This window comes from Micromonospora sp. DT44 (assembly GCF_049841635.1).
Classification (GTDB): Bacteria; Actinomycetota; Actinomycetes; order Mycobacteriales; family Micromonosporaceae; genus Micromonospora.
The window spans coordinates 37,274-54,496 of sequence record NZ_JBNCKS010000010.1 but is presented as its reverse complement, the minus strand read 5'-3'; the positions used below and the strand labels follow the sequence as shown (position 1 = coordinate 54,496).

Below are 17,223 nucleotides of genomic sequence, written 5' to 3'. Positions count from 1 at the left end.
TCGTCCTCTCTCCACGCCGGGGCCGCGCCGGAAGGAGGAGGCATGCGCGTTCACGTCGCGTTGCTCATGACGGCGGTACTCGCCGCCGGCTGCGCCGGCGGGCCGTCGAGCACCACGGGCGAGGCGGCGCCACCGCTCTCCACGCCGGCCGCCGCCACCCCGTCGACCGGCGCGTTCAGCCCTACCGACATCGCCTGGCTGCAGCTCACCGCGGCGATGACGCAACGACTGATCCCGGTGCTGGACCTCGTGCCCACCCACACCACCGACCCGACCTGGCGCGGGCTGGCCGCGCGGGTCCAGGCGAGCAACCGGGCCGACCTGGCCCGCTCCCGTGACCTGCTCGGCGAGGCCGGAGCGCCGACGACCAACCCGCACGAGGGTCACGACATGCCCGGCATGATCACCGCCGACGAGCTGGCCGCGCTCCGATCGACCACCGGGAAGGCGTTCCAGCGGCTGCTCGCCACGCATCTGCGGGCGCACCTCGCGCAGGCGGTCAAGATCGCCGCCGCCGAGCAACGGGCGGGCGTCCACCCGGACACCACGGCGCTGGCCGCAGCCGTGATCCGAGCCGGTGACGGCGATCTGGCCCGTCTCGACCAGCTCGACCGACCACCGGCAACGCCCCGGCCGACCTGACGGCTCCGGGCCCGACGCCGCGTTTCAGCTCACCAGCAGCCGGGCGATCGTCGCCGGCTCGGCCAGGTGCGGGAAGTGGCTACCGGGCAGCACGGTGACCTCGACCTCCGGCAGAACTCCCGTCAGCCAGGCGAGGTAACGAGCCGGCGGCTCGGACGAGGTCACCCAGCGGTAGGGAACCCCGCGCTCCGCGATCGACCGCAGGTCATCGGACCGCGCGGCGCCGATGCCCTCGTCGGCGGAGTGCAGGATCTCGCCCCAGTACCCCAGCAGCAGATCCGGCCGGGGGTCGGTCGCGGTGGTGACGATCGCACGCGCCTCGGTCGGCAACGACTCGATGCCCATACCGGCCAGCATGCGGTCCCACACCTGCCGCCACTGCGGGCCGCGCAGCGTCGGCTCGGCCTCGCGTACGGCGGCGCCGAACGGCCCGGGCAGCAGGATCTGGTCCAGGTTGACCACTCCCCACACCGGATGACGCGCCGCGTAGGTCGTGGCGACCACCGCGCCCACCGAGTGCCCCACCACGATCGGCGTGCCGAGACCCGCCTCGGCCACCCGGGTGTGCACGACATCGGCGACCTCGGACATCCGGTAGGAGTCCCGCCGGGGCGCGTCGCCGTGACCGGGCAGGTCGAGGGCGAGGATCCGCCGGTCCGGGTCGATCGCCGCCAGCTCGCGCCGCACCGGGTCCCACTGCCTCCTGTCGTAGGTCAGGCCGTGGATCAGGACCAGTGGCGGTCGGTTGTCGCCGTCGTTCACTGCCGTACCTCTTCCGGTTTCTGATCATCTCGGCGGCCGGCCCGCAGGCGTTCGATGGTCACGTCGAGCGCCGCCTCCAGGTGGTCGATCCTGCCGGTGGAGAGCAGCAGCAGGACGCCGCCCTGGATGCCGGCCAGCAGGGCCGCGGCGGTGCGCTCGGCGTCCACGTCGGGAGCGATGTCACCGGTCGACTGCATGTGCCGGACCCCTTCGGTGATCTTGTCCTGCCAGCGCCACATGAGCCCGGTCACGATCGCCTGAGCGCCCGGCGCGCGCCGACCCGTCTGGCCGAGCAGCCCGTTGAGCGGGCACTTCACGCCCTGCGCGAGGTAGCGCTCGATGAGCCGGTCCCGCCACGCCTGCCAGGCCGGCCAGGAGGTCAGGTTGCTCAGCATCGGCTCCTGGTCGGTGAGCACCTGGTCGGCCTCGTGCTGGGCCACCGCGAGCAGCAACTCCTCCTTGCCGTCCGGGAAGTAGTGGAAGAGCTGGCCCTTGCTGGTGCCCGTGTGGGCCATCACATCTTCGAGGCGTACCTCGTCGACGCCGCGCTCACGGATCTCGGCGGCGGCGCCGGCGACGATCCGCGCACGGGTCGCCTCGCCCTTGCGGGTCAACGCGCGAGTCATGGCCTCACCCTAGCTCGGGTTTTGGACTTGCAGGTCCATTTTTGGCGAGCCAAGGTCGTGAACGCGTGGCCCGCTCCGAGGCCCGCACAGCGACCAGGAGGACGCGACGATGAACCAGTACTACCTGCTCGGACGGTCCGGCCTTCGGGTGAGCCGACTCGCGCTGGGCACGATGAACTTCGGTGTCGACGGCTTCCACGCCGCGTACGGCAAGACCGAGGAGGAGTCCGAGCTGATCTTCCGGCAGTATCTCGAGGCGGGCGGAAACTTCGTCGACACGGCGGACTTCTACACCGCCGGGGAGAGCGAGAAGATCCTCGGCCGCCTGATCGACCGGGCCGGTGTCCGCGAGCGACTCGTCCTCACCAGCAAGTTCACCAACACCATCGACCCGAGCGACCCGAACGCGAGCGGCAACGGCCGCAAGCACATCATCCGGGCCGTCGAGGCGTCACTGGGCCGACTCGCCACCGACTACATCGACCTGTACCTGCTGCACACCTGGGACCGGATCACCCCGGTCGAGGAGGTCGTGCACACCCTCGACGACCTGGTGCGCTCCGGCAAGATCCGGTACGCCGGCCTTTCCGACGTACCGGCCTGGTACGCGGCCCGCGCGCAGAGCTACGCCGAGGCGCACGGACTGGCCCCGCTGATCAACCTGCAACTCCCGTACTCCCTGGTCAACCGCAGCGTCGAGGCGGAGTTCGTGTCGATGGCGCAGACCGTGGGCATGGGGCTGACCGCGTGGAGCCCGATCGCCGGCGGCCTGCTTACCGGCAAGTACCGGCGCAGTGGCGAGGGCCTGAGCGGGTCCGGCCGGCTGACCACTCCCAACGCCGCAGGTCGGGAGATCAGCCCCGGCGACTGGCGGGTCATCGACGCTCTCGAGAGCGTGTCCGCCGACCTGGGCCGCAGCATGGCACAGGTCGCGATCAACTGGGTCGCCACCCAGCCCGCCGTCGCCTCGGTGATCATCGGCGCGAGCAGCGCCGCGCAGGTCGCCAGCAACTTCGAGGCGCTCGACTTCGAGATCCCGGCCGACGCCCGCCGCCGGCTCGACGAGGCCAGCGCGCCGAAGCTCGACCTGCCCTACATGATGTTCACCCCGCAGTACCAGTCCTGGGTGGTGAGCCCGGGTCTCTCCATCGGCGACAAGCCGGCCGGCTACGCCCCGCAGGTCGTCAACGCGGCCTAGTCGAGCCCCACTGATTCGCCGACTAGATGTAGTGATCATGCGCGTTGGTGACGGCGTGCCGGCTCTGGACAAAGAGGCCTCCGGCGAGGTGTGAGGCGCTGACGCTCATACCTTGACCGGAGGTGTCGATGGCCCACCCTCCGGGAAGGTGGCCGTTCCTGCGGCTAACCGAACCAGCAGCTAGACGACGGGGAGTTCACCGCCGTCGACTACCAGGCTCACTCCGGTGACCCACTGAGCCCGGTCCGATACGAGATAGGCGACCGCCTCGGCGATGTCGCGCGGGTCCCCGGGACGCCCCATTGGGATGCTCGCTGTGGTGGCGGCGAGCTCGACGTTCATGGCGTCGGCGAAGTTCTGGCGGATCGCATCGGCGCCCGGGGTGAGCACGTTGCCGGGGATGATCGTGGTGACGCGGATTCCGGCAGGCGCGAGCTCGGTGGCGAGGGCTTTGCCGTAGGTGTTGAGGGCGGCCTTGGCAGCACCGTAGTGAGCCAACGGCGGCGCCGGCGTAAGGGCCGCTCCCGACGAGATGTTGACGATCGCGCCGCCCGCCCCGGCTTCGCGCAGCGCCGGCAGGAGCGCGTTGTTGACCCGGACGGCGGACAGGTAGTTGAGGTGAAGGGCGTCGAGCCATTCGTCGTCGGGGATGGACGAGACACCCCCGAGGTGGGCGCGTGCCGCAGCCGCGTTGTTGACCAGGATGTCGACGCCGCCAAGTTCGTCGAGCGCTGCCGCGGCGAATGCCTGCACGCCCGCGAGCGTACCGATGTCGCCTTGGACGAAGGTGGCGGCTTTCGGCGTCTCGTCGGAGGCGTTACGCGCGGTGGTGACGACTGTCGCGCCGCCGTCGAGCAGCCGCTGCACGATGGCAGCGCCGATGCCGCGAGAGCCTCCCGTGACGACCGCGCGCTTACCGGCAAACTCAGTGGAATCTGGTGAGTTGTGAGTTTTGTACATAAGGTGCAGGATAGCGACTTCTGTGGAGCGCCGGGTGTTCAACGAGACCGGAGAGGGCGTCCTTGTCACCGAACGTGCCGCAGACGCTTCCCTTGCACGCGCTCGCCGCATTTAACGCCGCGACGACCGCCAACGAATCCCGGGCGGCAAGTGACAGCGGTGCTCGCCTGTCGCCGCGCCGCCCGGACTCCACCGATGACACGTCTCAGCGGGATTCGCGCGCTCGTCCGGGCCGCCGCCGGCCTGCGGGGGACAGAATGTCGACGCCGGAGAGCTCTCGTACAGGTCGACGTAGCGCCGCAACACGTCGGCGGCCCGGTCGTCGAGCGCGGTCAGGTCGAGGGTGTTGTGGCGGACGCCCAGCGACTCGGGCAGGGCGTACACCCGCAGGTCGATACCGTTCGCCCGCGCGATCCGGCGGGGCACCCGCACCGCCGCGGCGGGGTCCACCACCGTGTCGAGCGGGCTGATCGCCACGGCCGCGCTCACGAGGCCGGTCCGTCGGGAACGACGCGGCAACGACCGCACGATCGTCAGGTACCGCGTGACCGCCACGAGCGAGTAGCCGCGAGCGGTGACCCGGTCGCGCAGGACGCGCCGCCCGTACAGCGTGATGAGGGGCCGGACCGCGAACGCCGGTGCCTGCCGGGGGCCGAAGAACGGCGACAGCACCAACAGCCGCCGTACGACGTCCCCCCGGGTCTGGGCCAGCCAGGTGGCCAGCACCGCGCCACCGGAGATGCCGACGACACCCACCTCATCCCCCAGGCCCGCCGCGACCGTCACGGCCTGCTGGGCGTACGCCGTCAGCTCGCCCGCCTCGACCCGGTGGTGGGCCCGCCGGTCGACGGTGCCGTGGTGCGGGGCTCGCGGTATCCACACGTTGTAGCCCCGGGCGAAGAACACCTCGGCCAGCGCGTCGTACTGCTCCGGCGCCATGGTGTAGCCGTGCAGCAGCAGGACGGCCCGGGCGGTACGCGCGCCGTGGCTCAGCAGACGGCTGCGCGACTCCGGCCGTACCCGCGGATCCGTGGCCTCTGCCGCCGTGATGCTCTGCGCGGCAGCGGTGGCGGCATCGAAGTCGAGCGCTGACGCCGGTGCGAGCCGCAGCTTGCGGTGCCCCAGCGGCCAGAGGTAGAGCCCGGCGACCGCCGCCGCGACCAGCGCCGTCGCGCCGACGACGATGGTGAGGAACTCCGGCATGGGCAGATCCTGACAGGAGGTGACGTCGGCACGGCCGCGGGGGCGCGCCCCGGTGACCCGGGGCGCACCCGAAGCGGGCTACACCGTCTCGGTCGCTTCGCTCGGTGGCGTGAACAGCACGCGGGCGCGGAGCTGCCGGAAGCCGGTCCGTTCCAACTCCGCGAGCACCGCGACGCGGTGGGCGTCCACGTCGGCGATCACCTCGCGCGCGCCACCGGCGGCGAGCACCCGGACGGCCTCGGCCAGCAGTTCCCCCCGCGCCGCGTCGTCGAACAGGCCGAGGTACGCCAGGAGCGGATAGCAGGCGTCGCCGGCCGTGCCGACCAGCCCCACCGGCCGCCCGTCCGCCACGCCGACCCGCCAGTTCTCGGGCGACTCCCCCAACCAGGCCACCGGATCGGTGGCCAGGTCGACGCCGCCGACGGCACGCGCGATCTCCCCGCCGGTCAGGATGTCGGGCTCGGCGACCCGGGCGACCAGGGCGTTGATCTCGGCCACGTCGACGGGTGGGCGGAACGTGTAGCGGCCGGAGGTCGCCGGCAGCGGCGTGCCCGTCCACGAGCAGCGCAGCCGCTCACCCACCTCGACCAGGCCGGCGAGTCGGGCCGCCTCCATCGGCGCGGTGACCGCAGCCAGCACCTCGGGTCGACGCCGCCAGTGCGCCGGCAGCGCCGCGTAGTAGCGACCGGCACCTCCCAGCGCCTCGTGGGCGGCGCGCAGCAGCGCGGCCCCCACCTCCGGCTCGGCGGCCAGGTCGAACCGCTCCAGCCAGGGGGCGCCAACAGCTCCGGGCGGGAGGAGCCAGGCGGCCCGGCCGACGACCCGGCCGCCGCGCAGGGCGATCCAGGTGGTCTCGGGTCGGTAGCCGCCGCCGGCGATGCCGTCGGCGTACGGGATCTGCCGCAGTTGGGGCAGCGGATCGGTCATGGAGTCGAACAGGTTTTCCTCGCCCGCGACGAGCGGGCGGATGACCAGACTGGTCATGGCGGACCTCCGGAAAGCGCGCGCCCCGGGTCAGATCCGCGTGGACGCCGGTACGCGGAGGGGGCGCAGAACATCGGACATTGTTCTGACCCCCTTCCGGCTCGACGGCGTGCCGCCACCATACGGGAGGCGTTCTCGGCGTTCAACGCCCCCGCGTCACAGTGTCGGGTTGGTCTGCGCGCCGCGTCGGTGGGCGCGCCCGTCGGCGACGGCGATCCCGGCCAGGATCAGCGCCGCCGCCGCGGTGACCGCTACCGGTGGAAGGAGCACGCTGGGCAGCGCCGCCACCGCCAGCGCCAGCGCGCCGATGAACAACATCCGGCAGCGCGGCGCGTTGCGATACTCCTGCTCCAGGTAGCTGCGGCCGATCAGGAACAGCACCGGACCACCGAAGATGATGGCCACCAGAGCCCAGTCGATGGGCGGGTGCGGATCCTCGATGACCTGCCCGAAGCCGACGGCGGTGCAGATGATGCCACCGACGATGAGCAGCAGGCTGTAGCTCGCCAGCCGGGAGAGTTGCAGACCCTCCCCGGCGGGGCTGCCGCTGGCCTGCTGGCCCGGCCCCACGTGGTAGAAGTAGATCCGCCAGAACGAGACCGTCGCCACGAAGGCGGCCACGAGGGTGATGGTCCGGTCGGTCGAGAAGCCCGGGAAGCTGACGGCGGCGCCGGCTTCGAGCACCACCTCGGCCAGCGCGATCATGAAGAACTGGTTGTACCGCTCGGCGAGGTGCACCTGGGAGACCCCGGCCAGTCGGTCGATCGGCGCACGACCGATGAACGGCACGGGCCAGTTGATGGCCGCGCCGACGACTTCGATGCCGAGGGCGAGCGTCCAGAAGACACCACGGCCGAGGCCGCCGTCGATGCCGCCGCTGATCCAGAGCACGCCGGTGACCGTGTGCCAGGCCAGCACCCGGTACGAGAAACTCTGCGCCGGATCACCTCGCAGGGCGATCGTGAGGTACAGCGATCTGCCGAGCTGGATGGCGACGTACGTGCAGGCGAAGATCATGCCGCGCTGGCCGAACGCCTGCGGCAACGAGACCGCCAACACCAGCGTGCCGAACATCGTCATGAGGAGGACGACCTGGACGTCGACCCGGCGCGGGTCGTAGGTGCTGGCCAGCAGAGCGTTCAGCGACCAGATCATCCACATCGCCGTGAAGATCAGCAGCGTCTGCCCCGCCTCGGACAGCAGCGTGTGCCGGACGATGGTCAGGTCGTCCGCGACCCGCCCGGCGAGACGGGCGAGCGCGAACACGTAGACGATGTCGAACAACAGCTCCAGGACGGTCGCCGAACGCGGGCTCGTGCTGTCGGCCAGCCCGCGCATCCAGGTGCGCGTCAGCATGGCCGCACCCCCTCGTACCGGTTAAGGGAACTTTATCCCGGTACGCCCGCTCGTCAGGCCGGATCGCCCGCGGCGGGCCCGACGTGGTCGCGCCACGAGTGCCGGGGCTCGTAGCCCAGGAGCCGTCGCGCCTTGTCGATGCTGAGCAGGGTCTCGTGCTCGCCCAGCTCCTTACGGATCTCGACGCCCGGGTAGACCTCGGCCAGCAGGCTGGCGCTGGAACGGGTCATGACGGTGTCGGCGTTGGCGATGATGAAGACGTCCGCGCCCGGCCGGTCGTACGCGAGGGCCCGTTCCACCGCTTGGGCGCCGTCACGGGAGTCGATGTAACCCCACAGGTTCCACCGCCGCGCCCGCGGGTCGGCGTCGAACGACGGGAACGGCGCGTAGTCCTCGACGTCCATCACGTTGGAGAAGCGCAGACCCACCATGACCAGCTCCGGGTCCCACCGGCAGAAGTGCCGCGCCATCTCCTCCTCAAGGGCCTTGTTCAGCGAGTACGTCGACTCCGGCCGGGGCGCGTACTCCTCGTCGACCGGCGCGTACGGCGGCGGGGTGTCGAACGGCAGGCCGAGCACCGTCTCGCTCGACGCCCACACCACCCGCCTGATGCCGGCCGCCCGAGCGGCGGCGAAGACGTTGTACGTCGCGGCGGAGTTGTTCGCGAACGTGACCGCGTTCGACATCAGCCCGGGCGCCGGAACGGCGGCCAGGTGCACGATCGCTCCGATGCCACCGGCGTGCTCGTCCGCGCCCCCGGTGAACGCCTCGACCACCTGCCCGTAGTCGGTCAGGTCGACGAGAAGGAATTCGCCGTCGACATCGCGGGGGTCGCGCCCGCCGACACGGTCCACCGCCAGCACGTCGACGCCGACGCCGCGCAGGTGGGCGACCACGGCGCGGCCGAGCTTGCCGGTGGCGCCGGTGACGACGACACGTGCGGGGAGTACGGGATCGGTCATGAACCCATCCTCGCCGGCCCGTTCCGGCGGCCCGCACGCGGGTGCGTACCGGCGGCCGCCCGCCGCATCGATCAGGAATCGAGAAGTCACCGCTGGCGGCCCTACCTAGCATGACCAGCATGGACATCACCATTCACACGACCGTTCTCCCGCACGTCGACCCGGACGCCTCGGTGGCCTTCTACCGCGACGCCCTCGGCTTCGAGGTCCGCAGCGACGTCGGAAAGGGCACCATGCGGTGGATCACCGTCGGCCCCGTCGGGCAGCCCGGCACGTCCATCCTGCTGGCGCCCCCGGCCGCCGACCCGGGGATCACCGAGGACGAGCGGCGCACCATCGCGGAGATGATGGCCAAGGGCACGTACGGGTGGATCCTGCTGGCGACCCGCGACCTGGACGCCACCTTCGAGAAGGTGCAGTCCGGTGACGTCGAGGTCGTCCAGGAGCCGACGGAGCAGCCGTACGGCGTGCGGGACTGCGCCTTCCGCGATCCCGCCGGGAACATGGTCCGCATCCAGGAACTGCGCTGAGCTATGTGTCTCGCCACCTGGGGACGCGCACGCGCCGAGGAGCAGCGCCTGAACGACGTCGCGCGACTGCGTCCCGTGCCGGACGTGCCGCTGGTCGCGCCGGGGGCGGGCGAACCGCTCACGGATCACGAGGCCGAAGGGGGAGGGCATGGCGAGCGCGCCGCCGCGCAGCCGTGAGGAGCGGCTGAGGGACACGCGCCGGAGGTTGGACGACGACGTCGACCTCTGGGTCGCCACGTCGGGCTCCCCGGGAGGCGCGCACCTCGTCCCCCTCTCCTTCCTCTGGGACGGGACCGTGTTTCTCATCTCGACGCCGCGCGCGTCGGTCACCGGCCGCAACCTGCTCGGGGATGGTCGGGTGCGGCTCAGCCTGGGAACGACCCGCGACGTCGTGATCGTCGAAGGCGCCGCCGAGGCGGTGGACACCGCCGACCTCGCCCACGAGCGGCGGGCGGCGTTCGCCGCCAAGACCGGCTTCGACCCGAGCGCGAGCGCGGAGCCCTACCAGTACTTCGTGATCCGGCCGCGACGCGTTTTGGCCTGGCGGGAGGCGAACGAGCTGAAGGGACGCGTCCTCATGCGCGACGGCGGTTGGCTCGATTGAGTCGTCCGGCCTCCCGCGTGCCACGATCCGCGTCCTGGCGTGCGGGGGCCGGCCGGGTGCGTACCGTGCAGGGGTAGACGCTCGTGTGAGGAGAGAAACCATGTCCAAGCCACCGCTTCCCGAGGCCGCGGTCGAGATGCTCAAGAAGCCGAACCCGGCTGTCATCACCACGCTTCGCAATGGTGGTCAGCCGGTGTCCGCCGCGACCTGGTACCTGTGGGAGGACGGCCGGATCCTGGTGAACATGGACGAGAGCCGCCGCCGCCTGGAGCACGTCCGCAACGATCCCAGGGTCTCCCTCACCGTGCTGGACGAGGCTGGGTGGTACACCCACGTGAGCATCGTCGGGCACGTCGCCGAGCTGCGCGTGGACGAGGATCTGGCCGACATCGACCGGCTGTCGCGGCACTACACGGGCAATGCCTATCCGCGTCGGGAGCGTGGTCGGGTCAGCGCCCTGATCGAGATCGACCGCTGGCACGGTTGGGGGTCGATGAAGGACAACAACCAGGTCGGTTGACCGCCTCAAGGCGGCGGTGGCGGACGGGCGGCTCTTGACCGCAGAGCGTGATCGGCTTAACTTCATCAATCAGATAAGTGTCTTTACTAATTTTGTCTGATGCCTTGTGGGAGTGCCGATGCGTCCATTGCGCCACCGCCGCCTCACCGCCGTCGTCACCCTGGCGACCCTGTTGATCACCGCCGCCCCGCCCGCCGCCGCGAGCGCCAGCGCCAAGCCCGACCGCCAGCCCGGCTACCACCGGGTCGGCTACTTCACCCAGTGGGGCATCTACGGTCGGGCGTTCCCGGTCAAGAAGCTCGACACGTCCGGGGCGGCGAGCCGCCTCACCCACGTCAACTACGCCTTCGGCAACATCAGCGAGGACGGCCGCTGCTATGTGGATGGCGGGCCGGGCGAGGGCGACGCCTGGGCCGACTACCAGCGACCGGTGCCCGCCGAGGAGAGCGTCGACGGCGTCGCCGACGCCCCCGGCCAGGCCCTCAACGGCAACTTCCACCAGCTCGCCAAACTGAAGGCCAAGCACCCCCAGCTCAAGGTGCTGATCTCGCTGGGCGGGTGGAGCTGGTCGACGTACTTCTCCAACGCCGCCCGAACGGACGCCTCCCGCAAGGCGTTCGTCGCCTCCTGCATCGACCTGTACCTCAAGGGCAACCTCCCGGGCGCGCCGGGCGCCGGGGCGGGCGTCTTCGATGGCGTCGACCTCGACTGGGAGTGGCCCAACTGGGACGGTGAGCCGGGCAACGTCATCCGCCCCGAGGACCGGGAGAACTTCACCAAGCTGCTCGCTGAGTTCCGCCGGCAGCTCGACGCGTACGGCCGGACCACCCGCTCGCACCACCCGCTGACGGCCTTCCTGCCGGCGAACCCGGCCGCCATGGACGCCGGCTTCGAGGGCCGCAAGATCTTCACGTACCTGGACTTCGGCACCGTGCAGGGGTACGACTTCCACGGTGGCTGGGACGCGCGGGCAAACCAGCAGTCGGCGCTGCGCGTGCCGGCGGGCTCGCCCGACAACCCGGACTTCTCCGTCGAGGTGGCCGTCGACGGGTGGATCGCCCGGGGCGCGCCACGGCACAAGCTGGTCCTCGGCATCCCCTACTACGGTCGTGGCTGGACCGGCATCACCGGCGGCGGCAACGGCCTCTTCCAGCCGGCTACCGGACCCGCGCCGGCCGCCTTCGAGGCCGGGTACGAGGACTACAAGAACCTCAAGAAGCTGACCGGCAACGGCTACGCCGTGCACCGCGACCTGCGCGCCGGGCACGCCTGGCTGTTCGACGGTACGACGCTCTGGACGTACGACGACCCGGCCGTCGTGTTGCAGAAGACGCTCTACATCCGACGGGCCGGCCTGGGCGGGGCGATGATCTGGTCGCTCGACGGCGACGACGACAACGCCACCCTGACCAAGACGATCGGCCTCGGCCTGACCACCTGGTAGCCGTACCCGCGGCGCGGCTCCCTTGATCACTTGATGACCAGCAGTTGCGAGTACCGGTACCCGAACTGCTCCTCATCAAGTGATCAGGGGGTCGGCCCTACTCCGAGGCCACCGCGCGCACCGCGGCCTCGATGAGCGCCGTCACCTGGTCCATGTCCCGCGCCCGGCGGACGTCCAACTCCGCCGACGATCCGCCGGGTAGAACGAGTTGCACCGTCACGTCCTCGCGGCGGTGGGTCAACCAACTGGCGACCGCTTGGACCAGCACCATGACAGTGCCGGCGTCGCCGATCGCCACCCGCAGCACGTCCGTGCCGTCCGTTGACGTCTCATCGGTCGGCGGCGTCGTGGTCACCCCGGCGCGCAGCCGGTCGTCGGCGCGCAGCCACGACGCCAGCGAACGCTGGGCGTCGGCAGACGAAAGATCTGGACGAACCGCGAGCGTTATCGCCTCCGGCACGTTCTGCTCCCTCCAGGACGACGCTGAGTCACGCCACCATCCTGCCAGCCGGATCCGCGCGGGGCATCCCACGCACTTACCGAAGTCGATCAGAGCTTGACCGCCGCCTCGGCGGATCCATAGGCTCCGGCCACTGCGAGGCTTTCCCCCAAGAAGGGAACCCGAGACATGGCCCCATCGTCGCGTCCGTTCTGGACGGTCCCTCCGAGGCGGCTGGCGGGCGCCGCCGCGATCACGCTCCTGCTCGGCACGGCTCCCCTGCTCGGCGGCACCGCAACGGCGAGCGCTGCCGCACCGTCGACCTGCAGCAGCGACCCGACCGCCCGGCTGGGCGGTGTGCCGAGCCCCGAGGCGACGCTCGGCTTTCCTCTCGGTGTCAGCCAGGAACGGGTCGTCACCAACGAGGAGGTCCGCACGTACCTCGGGGCCGTCGACCGCGCCTCCGAGCGGGTCGTCACCGGAGTGCTGGCGTCCAGCGTCCTCGGGCAACCCCTGCCGTACGCGGTGGTGTCCAACGAGCGGCACGTACGGCCGTCCGCGCTGCGCAAGATCGCCGACGACGTACGCGACCTGCGTGATCCCCGCCGGACGAGCGCGCGGACGGCCGCCCGTACGGCGAAGGACAGCCCGGCCATCGTCTGGATCACCGCGAACGTGCACGGCGGCGAGAAGAGCGGCACCGACGCGGCCCTCAAGACGCTGTACGAGCTGGCCGCCGGCCTGTCCTGCGAGGTCGCCCGGCGCAACGACAACCTGGTCACCGTCATCGTGCCGACGCAGAACCCGGACGGCCGCGACGCGACCCGGCGGCAGAACGAGTTCGGCTTCGACCTGAACCGGGACTGGTTTTCCCGCACCCAGCAGGAGACCGACGGCAAGCTCGAACTGCTGCGCCGCTACCCGCCGCAGGTGTTCGTGGACGCGCACGAGATGGGCGGCCGGCAGTACTTCTTCCCGCCCAACGCCGACCCGATCCACCACGAGATCGCCGGTGAGGCCGTGGACTGGATCAACCGGATCGGCGAGGCCAACAAGGCCGGCTTCGGTTACAACGGCGCCTGCGACGACACCGTCACCACCGAGTGCTACTTCAACTACGACACGTACGACATGTTCTTCATGGGCTACGGCGACACCGTGCCGACCACCGGATTCGGGGCGGCCGGCATGACGTACGAGAAGGGCAGCGCCTCGGCCGTCGCCGACCGGGTGCAGCAGCAGTTCCACACCCAGTGGTCGACCCTCGGCTGGGCCGCCGCCAACAAGCGCGAGGTGTTGGACGGCTACTTCGACATCTGGACCGACGCGCTCGCCCAGGGCCGGACGGGCACCCTCGAACCGAACGAGGTGGTGCAGCCCACCAACGAGGTCCAGTTCCCGGTGCCCGACGTGACGATCCGCTCGTACTTCCTGCTTCCCGACCGGCAGCTCGCCGACGTCCGCCGGCTCGTCGAGCGGCTGCGCCGGATGGACGTCGAGGTGTACGAGGTGCAGAAGCCCACCCGCGTGCCCACCGCCCGCGTCTTCGGGGGCCGCAGCGCCACGAACGTCACGGTGCCCAAGGGCGCGTACTGGATCCCCATGGACCAGCCGCAGAAGCACTGGATCCAGGCGATCATGGGCGAGGACCCGTACGTGCCGTTCCCGTACTTCTACGACGTGTCGTCCTGGAGCAACCCGCTGCTGATGGGTGTCTCCACCATCTACACAGGCGACAACATCCGGCCGAAGGCCCAGTTGGTGCGGGACATCACCGGCGGCCGGAGCGGGCTGGCGTGGCCGTGGGGCTCCTACACCTACCCGCTGGATTCGGCCGCCGCCGCGGAGTTCACCTTCACCCTGCTCGGCCGGGGCGTGCCGCTCGTGCGGGACCTCGACACCAGCCGTGTCGCGATCCCGGCGCGCAGCCTGAGCCGTACGGTCGACGACCTGGCTCGGTCAGTCGGCGTGACCCTGACCCCGGGCGGACGCCCCACCGGCACCCCACTCGCCCGGCCCGACGTCGGACTGTTCCAGGGCACCGGCATCTCCACCACGTCCGGCTCGCACGGCGAGGCCCGCTACGTGCTCGGCAAGCGGTGGGGACTCGACCTGAAGCCGGTCACCACCGCCGACATCAACGACAACACCGAGGCGTTCACGGGACGTACCGTGCTGCTGGTCCCCGACGGCAGCAGCCCCACCGGCGGTCTGACCGCCGCCGGCCAGGCCAACCTGCGCGACTGGATCGCCCAGGGTCACACCTACCTCGGGCTGCGCAACGAGGGCACCCGGCTGGCCCGCGCCGCCGGCCTCACCTCCACCACCGAGAAGACCAAGCCGGCCGACTACCTGGTGATCGGCTCACACCTGCGGGTCGACGTCGACACCGACAACCCGGTCGCCCTGGGCCGCCCCGCCGAGGACTTCGAGTTCAACAACAGCGACCCGGTCCTCACCCCGAGCAGCACCGGGACGAACGTCCTCACCTACCCGGCCGGCGATACGTTCTGGGCCAACGGCTACACCGTCGGCGCGGACACCCTCAGGGGCACGGCCGCCGTCGTCGACGAGCCCACCGGCGCCGGTCGGGCGGTGCTGTTCGCGTTCAACCCGCTCTTTCGGGCGTACAACGAAAATGGTCTGCACCTGGTGGCGAACGCGCTGCTCTACCCGCCGGGCGCGCCGGACGCCCGACGCACGCCGGGCGGGGACGCGGCGCGCGCCAGCGCCGCCGCCGCGCCGGTCGCGGCGGACCTGGGCGGCGGCTGGCGGCCGATCACCATCGAGGTCGCGGCGGCCGACCTGCCCCGCGCGCGGGCCGTCGTCGAACGCTTCACCACCGACGCGCGCACGGCCACGAAGGACACCTCGGCGTACGTCGTGATCCCCAACCCGCAGGGCCTCCAGGCCGAAGAACACCCCTTCACGAACGATCTGGTACGCGCGCTGCGCGCCGCCGGAGTGCCGTTGCGGTCGGTGGTCGCCTGACCGCTTCACCGCACAGCGAAAGCGCCCGTCCCGGCTGACGTCGGGGCGGGCGCCTACGGTTTGCGGGCGACGCCGCTGTAGCCGGTGCGGGCGACCTCGGTGTCGACGGTGGCCGGCGGCTCGGGGTACGGCCACATGCTGACCAGGCCGGGCGGCTCGAGGACGAAGTCGCCGAAGAACCGGGTGACGTCGGCGCGGCCGCGCGGCACGAACGGGCTGTTCGCGCGGGCGTAGATCGCCGAGATGCGGGCCATCAGGTCCGGGTGCGCGTCGGTGCTGGCGTGGGACAGCGCGAGGTAGCTGCCGGGGGCGAGCGCGTCGCGGTAGGCCGCCACGATGCGCTGCGGGGCCTGCTCGTCGGGCACGAGGTGCAGCACGAACATCATGAGGACCGCGACCGGGCTGTCGAAGTCGATGGCGGCGGCGACCTCCGGGTGACCGAGCAACTCGGCGGGTCTACACAGGTCGGCCTGCACCACCGACACCGTCGCCGCGTCGGCGAGCAGGGCACGCCCGTGGGCGCAGACCACGGGGTCGTTGTCGACGTAGACGACGCGTACGGCCGGGTCGATGCGGTGGGCGATCTCGTGCACGTTGTCGCGCGTCGGCAGCCCTGATCCGAGGTCCAGGATCTGCCGGACGCCCTTCTCCTCGACGAGGTGGCGGACCGTGCGGGCGATCAGGTCGCGGCCCTGCCGAGCCGCCTCGGGCATCCACGGCGCGACCTGCAACACCATCTCGGCGGCGGCCCGGTCGGCGGCGAAGTTGTCCTTGCCGCCGAGGTAGAAGTCGAACATCCGCGCGGCGTTCGGCCTGTCGGTCTGAAGGTTGACCCCGGGCTCGGACTGCGTCATGGCCGACCACCTCTCCCCTGCCGAGCCCGCAGCATAGCGTCCACGATGGTCGGTCATCTTTCCCCGGGTGGCACTCGGAGCGCGGCCTCGGGCCCCACCGGCATGCGGGAGATCAGAGAGGTACGTACCGCGTCGGCGCCGGGGCCGGCTGGCCTGGTGACCGTGCCCCGGTTCGCGGGCGGGACAAATGTCCTGGCCGACCGCGTACCGGTGACTCTGCCCGCGCCGCGCGCGCCTGCCTAGCGTGACGGGCATGGATGACACAGCGGTACGCCTCAGCGGCCTCACCCGGCGGTTCGGTCCGGTCCGCGCCGTCGACGGGCTCGACCTGACGATCGCGCGGGGCAGCACGGTCGCCCTGCTCGGGCCCAACGGCGCCGGCAAGAGCACCGCCATCTCGCTCATGCTGGGTCTGGACCGACCCGACAGCGGCACCGTGAGTCTGTTCGGTCGGGCGCCGGCCGAGGCGGTCCGGGCGGGACAGGTAGGCGCCATGCTCCAGGACGCCGGCTGGGCGTCCAGCGCGACCGTCCGCGAGGTCGTCGACCTGGCTCGGGCCCTCTACCCGCGAACGATGGCCACCGACCAGGTGCTGGTGCTGGCCGGGCTGACCGAGCGCGCCGGCCGCCGCCTCGACAAACTCTCCGGCGGCGAGCAGCAGCGCGCACGGTTCGCGTTCGCGCTGGCCGGCGACCCGGACCTGCTGGTCCTCGACGAACCCACCGCCGCGCTGGACGTCGCCGCCCGGCAGGCGTTCTGGGCGGCCATCGACCGGTACACCGCCGACGGGCACACCGTCCTGTTCAGCACCCACCACCTGCACGAGGCGGACGAGTTCGCCGACCGGGTCGTGGTGCTCGCCGCGGGGCGGGTCGTGGCCGACGGGCCGCCCGCCCAGATCCGCGCGCTGGCCGGCGGCCGTACCGTCTCCTTCGACCTCGCCGGTGGGCCGCTCGACGGCCTCGACGCGCTCCCCGGGGTCCGGTCGGTGCAGGTCCGGGGCGGCCGGGCCGCGCTCACCACCGACGACGCCGACGCCACCGTCCTCGCCCTGGCCGGCACGCGTGGCTTCCAGGGCCTGGAGGTCACCGCCGCCGCCCTGGACGCCGCCTTCCTCACTCTCACCGCGACACCGACGGAGCACTGAC

The 17,223-nt window shown here is 71.4% G+C and carries 17 protein-coding genes; 8 read left to right on the top strand and 9 right to left on the bottom strand.

Annotation, left to right across the window (positions count from 1 at the left end; all coding sequences use genetic code 11):
- Positions 1-42: 42 nt before the first annotated feature.
- Positions 43-642, top strand: coding sequence for a DUF305 domain-containing protein (locus tag ACLQ25_RS08050; protein ID WP_425730260.1), 600 nt, complete (start codon positions 43-45; stop codon positions 640-642).
- Positions 643-666: 24 nt separating this feature from the next.
- Here ACLQ25_RS08050 and ACLQ25_RS08045 read toward each other — a convergent pair whose 3' ends face one another.
- Both ACLQ25_RS08045 and ACLQ25_RS08040 read right to left on the bottom strand, forming a co-directional pair.
- On the bottom strand, positions 667-1,404 hold the full coding sequence (locus ACLQ25_RS08045) for an alpha/beta fold hydrolase (protein WP_425730259.1): 738 nt from the start codon (positions 1,402-1,404) through the stop codon (positions 667-669).
- A complete protein-coding gene (locus ACLQ25_RS08040; RefSeq protein WP_425730258.1) occupies positions 1,401-2,030 on the bottom strand; it encodes a TetR/AcrR family transcriptional regulator in 630 nt (209 codons plus the stop codon). The genes ACLQ25_RS08045 and ACLQ25_RS08040 overlap by 4 nt, the downstream gene beginning before the upstream one ends.
- 109 nt (positions 2,031-2,139) lie before the next feature.
- Here ACLQ25_RS08040 and ACLQ25_RS08035 point away from each other — a divergent pair, with 109 nt between their 5' ends.
- A complete protein-coding gene (locus ACLQ25_RS08035) occupies positions 2,140-3,228 on the top strand; it encodes an aldo/keto reductase (RefSeq protein WP_425730257.1) in 1,089 nt (362 codons plus the stop codon).
- Between the two features lie 180 nt (positions 3,229-3,408).
- Here the strand turns inward: ACLQ25_RS08035 and ACLQ25_RS08030 are convergent, their stop codons facing one another.
- The 5 genes from ACLQ25_RS08030 to ACLQ25_RS08010 form a co-directional block, all read right to left on the bottom strand.
- Positions 3,409-4,188 carry an SDR family oxidoreductase gene (locus ACLQ25_RS08030; protein ID WP_425730256.1) on the bottom strand — a complete coding sequence of 260 codons (780 nt, stop codon included), beginning with the start codon at positions 4,186-4,188 and terminating at the stop codon, positions 3,409-3,411.
- A 111-nt stretch (positions 4,189-4,299) separates the two neighbouring features.
- Positions 4,300-5,391, bottom strand: a complete 1,092-nt coding sequence (locus ACLQ25_RS08025) for an alpha/beta hydrolase (RefSeq protein WP_425730255.1) — start codon at positions 5,389-5,391, stop codon at positions 4,300-4,302.
- A 78-nt stretch (positions 5,392-5,469) separates the two neighbouring features.
- Positions 5,470-6,375: an acetyltransferase gene (locus ACLQ25_RS08020; protein ID WP_425730254.1), complete on the bottom strand. Its 906-nt coding sequence runs from the start codon at positions 6,373-6,375 to the stop codon at positions 5,470-5,472.
- A 156-nt stretch (positions 6,376-6,531) separates the two neighbouring features.
- Positions 6,532-7,731, bottom strand: a complete 1,200-nt coding sequence (locus ACLQ25_RS08015; RefSeq protein ID WP_425730253.1) for a low temperature requirement protein A — start codon at positions 7,729-7,731, stop codon at positions 6,532-6,534.
- Between the two features lie 53 nt (positions 7,732-7,784).
- On the bottom strand, positions 7,785-8,693 hold the full coding sequence (locus ACLQ25_RS08010; RefSeq protein WP_425730252.1) for an NAD-dependent epimerase/dehydratase family protein: 909 nt from the start codon (positions 8,691-8,693) through the stop codon (positions 7,785-7,787).
- A 119-nt stretch (positions 8,694-8,812) separates the two neighbouring features.
- Between ACLQ25_RS08010 and ACLQ25_RS08005 the strand changes: the two genes are divergently transcribed.
- The 4 genes from ACLQ25_RS08005 to ACLQ25_RS07990 all read left to right on the top strand — a co-directional run bounded on the left by ACLQ25_RS08005 (position 8,813) and on the right by ACLQ25_RS07990 (position 11,791).
- Positions 8,813-9,223 (top strand): VOC family protein, encoded by a 411-nt coding sequence (locus tag ACLQ25_RS08005; RefSeq protein ID WP_425730251.1) that lies wholly within the window; start codon positions 8,813-8,815, stop codon positions 9,221-9,223.
- Between the two features lie 148 nt (positions 9,224-9,371).
- A complete protein-coding gene (locus tag ACLQ25_RS08000) occupies positions 9,372-9,827 on the top strand; it encodes a pyridoxamine 5'-phosphate oxidase family protein (protein WP_425730250.1) in 456 nt (151 codons plus the stop codon).
- A gap of 100 nt (positions 9,828-9,927) precedes the next feature.
- On the top strand, positions 9,928-10,347 hold the full coding sequence (locus tag ACLQ25_RS07995) for a PPOX class F420-dependent oxidoreductase (RefSeq protein ID WP_425730249.1): 420 nt from the start codon (positions 9,928-9,930) through the stop codon (positions 10,345-10,347).
- Between the two features lie 118 nt (positions 10,348-10,465).
- Positions 10,466-11,791: a glycoside hydrolase family 18 protein gene (locus ACLQ25_RS07990; RefSeq protein ID WP_425730248.1), complete on the top strand. Its 1,326-nt coding sequence runs from the start codon at positions 10,466-10,468 to the stop codon at positions 11,789-11,791.
- Positions 11,792-11,888: 97 nt separating this feature from the next.
- Here ACLQ25_RS07990 and ACLQ25_RS07985 read toward each other — a convergent pair whose 3' ends face one another.
- Positions 11,889-12,251: an effector-associated constant component EACC1 gene (locus ACLQ25_RS07985; protein ID WP_425730247.1), complete on the bottom strand. Its 363-nt coding sequence runs from the start codon at positions 12,249-12,251 to the stop codon at positions 11,889-11,891.
- 168 nt (positions 12,252-12,419) lie between these two features.
- Here ACLQ25_RS07985 and ACLQ25_RS07980 point away from each other — a divergent pair, with 168 nt between their 5' ends.
- Complete coding sequence (locus tag ACLQ25_RS07980; protein ID WP_425730246.1) at positions 12,420-15,221, top strand: M14 family zinc carboxypeptidase; 2,802 nt, start codon at positions 12,420-12,422, stop codon at positions 15,219-15,221.
- Positions 15,222-15,274: 53 nt separating this feature from the next.
- Here the strand turns inward: ACLQ25_RS07980 and ACLQ25_RS07975 are convergent, their stop codons facing one another.
- The gene (locus ACLQ25_RS07975; RefSeq protein WP_425730245.1) at positions 15,275-16,075 is read right to left on the bottom strand and encodes an SAM-dependent methyltransferase; all 801 of its coding nucleotides are present in this window, start codon (positions 16,073-16,075) and stop codon (positions 15,275-15,277) included.
- Positions 16,076-16,328: 253 nt separating this feature from the next.
- Between ACLQ25_RS07975 and ACLQ25_RS07970 the strand changes: the two genes are divergently transcribed.
- Positions 16,329-17,222, top strand: coding sequence for an ABC transporter ATP-binding protein (locus ACLQ25_RS07970; RefSeq protein WP_425730244.1), 894 nt, complete (start codon positions 16,329-16,331; stop codon positions 17,220-17,222).
- Position 17,223: the final 1 nt, after the last annotated feature.